This is a genomic window from Lachnoclostridium sp. An14, assembly GCF_002160755.1.
GTDB lineage: Bacteria > Bacillota > Clostridia > Lachnospirales > Lachnospiraceae > Lachnoclostridium_A.
In genome coordinates, this window is sequence record NZ_NFLE01000042.1 from 26,984 (window position 1) to 33,263 (window position 6,280).

A 6,280-nucleotide genomic window follows, 5' to 3' on the forward strand; every position below is an offset into this window, starting at 1 on the left:
TAAGACAAATGAGATTTGAGAAAGTGAGGTCAGGAATGAAAAAACGAAATTATATACTGGCGGTGCTCGCTCTGGCGCTTAGCGTGCTGACGCCGTCGGCGGCCTTTGCCGGAGTGTGGAGAACGGGCGCGGAGCCAAATGAAAGCCGCTGGTGGTATGACAATGAGGATGGGACGTACGCGGCCAATGGCTGGCAGTGGATTGACGGAAACCAGGATGGAACGGCGGAATGCTATTATTTTGACAGTCAGGGCTGGATGGCGGCTGCGACAGAGACGCCGGACGGCTACGTGGTAGATGAAAACGGCGCCTGGACGGAAAACGGTGTGGTTCAAACGAGGACGGAGCGGCTCCAGGATCCTGAAACGGAAGATGGCTCCAGCCTGGTCGTGTATTTTTCCAGGACGGGAACCACCAGAAGGGCGGCGCAGGAAATCGGACGGCTGACGGGAGCGCCGTTAGTGGAGCTGGAGGCGGCGGAGCCGTATCCCGATTCCTACGAGGCCACTCTTTCCCGGGCCAGAAGGGAGTTGAACGCGGGGGCCAGGCCGGCTTTGGCTGGAGAGATTGAAAACTGGGAGAGCTATGATACCGTTTACGTGGGATACCCCATCTGGTGCGGGACTGCCCCTATGCTTGTATTTACATTCCTGGAGACCTATGATTTTTCCGGGAAGACGGTGATTCCTTTCTGTACCAGCGGCAGCAGCGGGATTGGAATGAGCCAGTCTGATATTGAGGCTGCCTGCCCGGAGGCGGCAGTTTTACAGGGGATCCGGGCCAACGATGTGCAGGCCATTGAGCCGTGGCTGGAACAGCTTGGGGTGTACGGCAGCGGAGCGTAAAGGGAAAACGCGGTTAAGGCTGAATCTGTGATAAGGGAAAAGACATCTTCGCGGGAAGGAAACGAGACGTTTTCGGAGGTTTCCGCGGAGATGTTTTTTTGCGTTTTGCTGGTTTTGAGAATTGTGGGGGAGTTTGAGGGAGGTGGAAGTTACGGGAATGAAAAAGCCTGTGAAACCGGGAAGGGGGCAGAATAGTGCCAGGCCGCCGGCACCGCGATCTGTGGGACTGCCAGGTCAGAGTCACAATCTGCCGGGCCGCCGTCCGGCACCGCAATTTACCGGCCCGGCGGCTAAAAGCTGTTTTCAGGGAATAAATCGGTAGCCCACGCCCCGGACGGTCAAAATATGTTTCGGCTCGCCGGGAGTGTCCTCGATTTTTCCTCTCAGACGGTTTACATACACCATAATCGTGTTGTCATCCACCGCGTCATTTCCCCACACGTGTTCATAAATCACCTCTTTGGTGAAAATCTGCTCCGGATGTTTCATAAACAGGAGCATGAGGCTGGCCTCCTTGGAGGAGAAAATCAGCTCGGTGTCGTTCTTATAAAAGCGCATGGTGGCGGAGTCGTAGGAAAAAGGCCCGCATTCCAGCACGTTGCTGGTCTCCAGGATCTGGTTTTTGCTGCGGCGGATCATGGCCTTTACCTTGGCGCCCACCACAATGGCCCGGAAGGGCTTGGTGATATAGTCGTCAGCCCCCAGGGAGAGGCCGTAAACGGTGTCAAAATCCTCATTTCTGCCGCTGATGATCATGACGGGGGTCTGGATGCCGCGGCTGCGGATCCGTTTGATTACCTCAAATCCCTCCATATCGCCTAACATGATGTCCATGAGAATGGCGTCGTAGGAATGGGTGAGCAGATTATTTAAGGCTGCCAGGCCGCTGTCCGCCGTGGAGGTTTCCAGGTCGTTGCTGTGCATGATTTTTTCAAGCAATTTCCGGATTGCCGGGTCGTCGTCTACGATTAAAACTTTATCTGCCATAGTATCCTCCAAATGTGCGGTCCGTACCTGATAAAACGGTTGTCCTTTCAATGGTTTCATTATAATATTAAGGGAGTGGGAAGTCAATTTTCATGTAGAATTTGAGGTAACAGTTCAGCCATGCAGAAACATACGGCGAAATACTGCGTGGGAGCTTGCTCACTAAGCAGTGTTTTGCCGTATGTTTCTATAGGGCGGACGCCCGACATGAATAATTTGACGGCTAATAACGTTTTATGTTAGCCGATTTTGTAAAATCCGTCAAATTATGAATGGCATGGCTGAATTGTTACAATTTGAAAGGTTTTATCATATGGAAACACAGTGGAGCAAAGGGAAAATCATGAGGGCAGCGGCCGTGGTGCTGGTAGCGGTGATGTTTGGATTCGGGCTGCTGGCAAATGGAATCTGGCGGAATTACCGGGACGCGGTCCTTGACCGGCAGAAGGAGCAGATGCTTTTGACGGCGGAGTCGGTGAGCCGGACGCTGGAGGTGTCGGTACAGCGCAGCGCGGCGGATCTGGACCGGTTCTGCACGCTGACGGAGGCGGCCTACGAGGATCCGGAGATGGAGCCGGTAAGCGGGGAGCTGATCCGCTCCTATATTGACGAGTACGACAATTTTGTCACAGGGGTGATCGTCCAGGCTCCGGGCGGAACGGTGAAAATGAACACCCAGGGCGTGGAGGTTGCCAGGGTTCTGGATGAGGATATGGTAAATGATTCGGTGGAGCTGGCGCAGACTCTGGGAACGGACGGCCGGATCTATCTGCTTTTGCGGGAACAGACGAACCGGGGAGATACCATCAGCCTGGTCATTGACGCGGACAGCTACTATCAGTCCCTCATTTCCGATATTCAGCTGGGGGAAAACGGCTATATCATGGTAAAAAATTCTCAGGGAGCCGTGCTCATGCACCCGGTAAAGGAGCAGCTGGGCTATAACGCGGTGGGAGACCGCAAGGAAATGTATCATGTGGAGGATTTGTCCAGCCTTGAGAATATGCTTCAGGCCCAGTATGAAGGGAAAACAGGGGTGCAGGTGTACGATTCCTACTGGTGGCAGGACCCCAACCTGCCGAAGGTGACGAAAATTTCCGCCTACACTCCGGCGAATATCGGCGGGGATTTCCTCATTATCAGCGCGGTGATGGACTATGACGACGTGTATATGCCGGTGCTTCAGGGATTTCAGAGCATCATTGGGGTGATGGTGTTGATGTTTGCCGCCATCGCGGTGGTGATCGGCGTCTGTGCCAGACTGGTGCTTCAGCGGCAGGAGGCGTCGGAGGAAATCGCCTATCTGCGGGATTTAAACGATATTTTGCAAAAGATGAAACGGAGCGAGGAAACCATCGCTCACCAGCAGCGCCTTCAGATCATGGGAACTATGACGGGAGGAATTGCCCACGAGTTCAACAACCTTCTGACCCCCATCATGGGCTACGCGGATATTCTGATGATGGAGTTGCCGGAGGGTTCCGAGGAGTATGACAACGTGTCGGAGATCTACGATGCCGCGGAAAAGGCCAAGGAGATCATCCAACAGCTTTCCACCTTAAGCCGCCGGAATATGGAAACGGCATTTAAAGAGCTTTCGGTGCGGACTGTTCTCACACGGGCTGTAAAAATGGTGCGTTCCGTATGTCCTGTAAACGTGCAGGTGGAGGAACAGTTCGGCGAGGAATTAAACATCCTGGGAAACCGGACCCAGATCAACCAGGTGATTTTAAATATCTGTGTAAACGCCATTCACGCCATTGGGGACCGGGAAGGGACGATTTGCATCCGCGAGGGCTCCGTTTCCAGCGGAGAGCTGGCCGCGCGGCATCAGCTGGCGGAAACGCCCAGGGCCTGGAAACGGTTCGCGCAGGTGGACATCGAGGACAACGGCTGCGGCATGACCAAGGAGGTGCTGGATCAGATCTTTGACCCGTTTTTCACCACGAAAAAGAACGGGAAAGGGACGGGACTGGGGCTGTCTTTAGTGGAACAGATCGTAAATTCCCATAAAGGCTATATATTCGCGGAGAGCCAGGTGGGAAAGGGCAGCGTGTTTCACCTGTATTTCCCGGTGCTGGAGGAACAGGAGGCGGAGAACGGCAGAACCCCAGGGATGGAAACGGCGGAGAGCGGACGCGGACTGGACGGCGCCCCGGCATCCGGCGAGCTGTCGCCCCACAGCATTCTTATCGTGCACCGCAATGCGAAGGTGCTGCGGCTTTTGGAAAAGAATTTTGCCAAGGTGGGATTTGCTGTCACCAGTTGTATGGATTTTAACGAGGCGTTGGAGGCGCTGGCATCCGGAACCTTTGACATTATGGCAGCGGAAGAATACGTGGATGGAGCTGGCGCCGTGGATTTCTTTATGTCTGTGAAGGGACTTTATAAGGATATGGTTCGCGTGGTGATCGTGGACCGGGTGAGCCGGGAAGTGCTGGAGGCGAAACAGCGGGAGATCATAGACGGCTACACAGAGTCGCCGGTGTCCGTGCCGGGGATTCTGGGGGCGGCCAGGAGGTAAAGGACGGGGGCCATAAGAAACTGCGTTCCCTGCGACATTCTGGTCTTATGACATAACAGTTTTCCGCGGGATGTTCGCTGCTGGATACACTTTTGATTGTGGGATAGTCGCGGAACAGGAAGAAGGCCCAGGAGTTCGCACCTCCTGGGCCTTCGCTGTTCCGTATGGAACACTCTATCGTTTTGCCTACCGGCATTATCGCATATGCAAATATGATTTGCAAGATACTACGAAATTTTCCGGATGGGATGTCAATTTTCCAACCGAATCCGCTTGCTGAGGGGCTTTTTTTGACAGTTGACCTGAGAATTATTAATAAATATTAAGAAACCACCGCCTCAATATTAAGGTTCCCCCCTTAAACTTAAAGTCAGTAAATCAAATCTATCTGACCAAGGGGGTACAAACTATGAGTGAGCTTATGCTTGCGTTGCTGGGGTTTGCGACAATCCTGGCGATCATTTTCCTGCTTTTGAAGAACTGGACGGTTCCGGCACTGGCGTTTGCCGGCGTGACGACGGTGACGGTTCTGGTGCTGATCCTGACGGGTACATTCTCCGTGAAGGAGATGGGAGATTACATAGGGGCCGGTGTGAAGGGAGTGCATTCCACGGCGGCGCTGTTTATCTTCTCTGTACTGTTCTTCGGCATTATGACAGATGCGGGAATGTTTGACCGGATTATCAATGTACTGATGAAACGTGTGGGCAGCAGCGTTGTGGGCGTTTGCGTGATGACCTGCGCTATCGCTATGATCGGCCATCTGGACGGCGGCGGCGCGTCTACGTTCCTGATCACCATTCCGGCTATGCTGCCGGTATTTAAGAAACTGAAGATGAGACCGACGACGCTCCTTCTCATCTGCATCACTGCCATGGGCGTTATGAACCTGCTCCCGTGGGGCGGCCCGACCATGAGAACGGCCTCCGTGCTGGGAATTGAGGCAAACGAGCTGTGGATGGAGCTGATCCCCATGCAGATCGTAGGTATCGTCCTTTCCTTCGCGACGGCGGTGATCTGGGGCTATATTGAGAAAAAGAGAGGCGCGGGCCTGGGCAGCACTCTGGAAGTGAACTATGGGGAAGGCGACGAGCACATTCCCACAGAGGAGGAGAAAAACGAGCTGGCCAGACCGAAAATGTTCGGATTCAACCTGCTCCTTACCCTGGTAGTCATAATTGCTCTGGTATTTGTAAAGGTTCCGGCTTACTATACCTTTATGGTTGGTTGTGTGCTGGCGCTGTTTATCAACTATCCCGGCGCGAAACAGCAGAAGAAGATCATCAACTCCCATGCGGCTCCCGCTCTGATGATGGCATCCACCATCCTGGCTGCCGGAGTGTTCCTGGGAGTGCTGGAGGAGAGCGGCATTATGGATCAGATGGCCACGGTTCTGGCATCCTTCATCCCGGTATCTATGGGCAGATTCCTTCCCATTATTATCGGTATCCTTTCCGCTCCGCTGGGCCTGGTGTTCTGCACCGACTCCTTCTTCTATGGACTGCTGCCGATCCTCATTCAGGTAGGCGCGCAGTTTGGCGTGGATCCGATGCACATCGGTATCTCCATGGTGGTATGCAAAAACTTCGCCACCTTTATCAGCCCGGTTGTACCGGCTACCTTCTTAGGCGTCGGCCTGGCAGGCGTGGAGATCAAGGACCACATCAAGACCACGTTCTTCTGGATTTGGATTTTGAGCATTATCTGCCTGTTCGCGGGACTGATTATGGGAATTATCTAACATTCAGAAAACGGGAATTTCGTGTGAAAACGGTAAAAAGCTGCTTCTAAGAATAAATCATAAGCCTAAATTATTCACGGAACAGTATCTGAATTGATAACAGTACCATGAATCTGAAAATTGATCCATGCAGCCATAACATCACTCAATTAACCCGTCAAAAGGGTATAAAATCCCTGTGGC

4 protein-coding genes are annotated in these 6,280 nt (G+C 53.3%); 3 read left to right on the forward strand and 1 reads right to left on the reverse strand.

Annotated elements, in window-relative coordinates:
- Nucleotides 1-35 precede the first annotated feature (35 nt).
- Entirely contained in the window at nt 36-845 is an 810-nt protein-coding gene (locus B5E84_RS17425) for a flavodoxin (RefSeq protein WP_242963427.1), read from the forward strand.
- 303 nt (nt 846-1,148) lie between these two features.
- Here B5E84_RS17425 and B5E84_RS17430 read toward each other — a convergent pair whose 3' ends face one another.
- Nucleotides 1,149-1,832 carry a response regulator transcription factor gene (locus B5E84_RS17430; protein ID WP_087225298.1) on the reverse strand — a complete coding sequence of 228 codons (684 nt, stop codon included), beginning with the start codon at nt 1,830-1,832 and terminating at the stop codon, nt 1,149-1,151.
- Nucleotides 1,833-2,145: 313 nt separating this feature from the next.
- Between B5E84_RS17430 and B5E84_RS17435 the strand changes: the two genes are divergently transcribed.
- Nucleotides 2,146-4,356 (forward strand): ATP-binding protein, encoded by a 2,211-nt coding sequence (locus tag B5E84_RS17435; protein WP_242963428.1) that lies wholly within the window; start codon nt 2,146-2,148, stop codon nt 4,354-4,356.
- Nucleotides 4,357-4,765: 409 nt separating this feature from the next.
- Nucleotides 4,766-6,097: a CitMHS family transporter gene (locus B5E84_RS17440; protein WP_087225301.1), complete on the forward strand. Its 1,332-nt coding sequence runs from the start codon at nt 4,766-4,768 to the stop codon at nt 6,095-6,097.
- Nucleotides 6,098-6,280 lie beyond the last annotated feature (183 nt).

Excerpts from the sequence above, each read along its gene's own strand:
- B5E84_RS17425 (WP_242963427.1), top strand. The coding sequence starts at position 36 with ATGAAAAAACGAAATTATATACTGGCGGTGCTCGCTCTGGCGCTTAGC.
- B5E84_RS17430 (WP_087225298.1), bottom strand. The coding sequence starts at position 1,832 with ATGGCAGATAAAGTTTTAATCGTAGACGACGACCCGGCAATCCGGAAA.
- B5E84_RS17435 (WP_242963428.1), top strand. The coding sequence starts at position 2,146 with ATGGAAACACAGTGGAGCAAAGGGAAAATCATGAGGGCAGCGGCCGTG.
- B5E84_RS17440 (WP_087225301.1), top strand. The coding sequence starts at position 4,766 with ATGAGTGAGCTTATGCTTGCGTTGCTGGGGTTTGCGACAATCCTGGCG.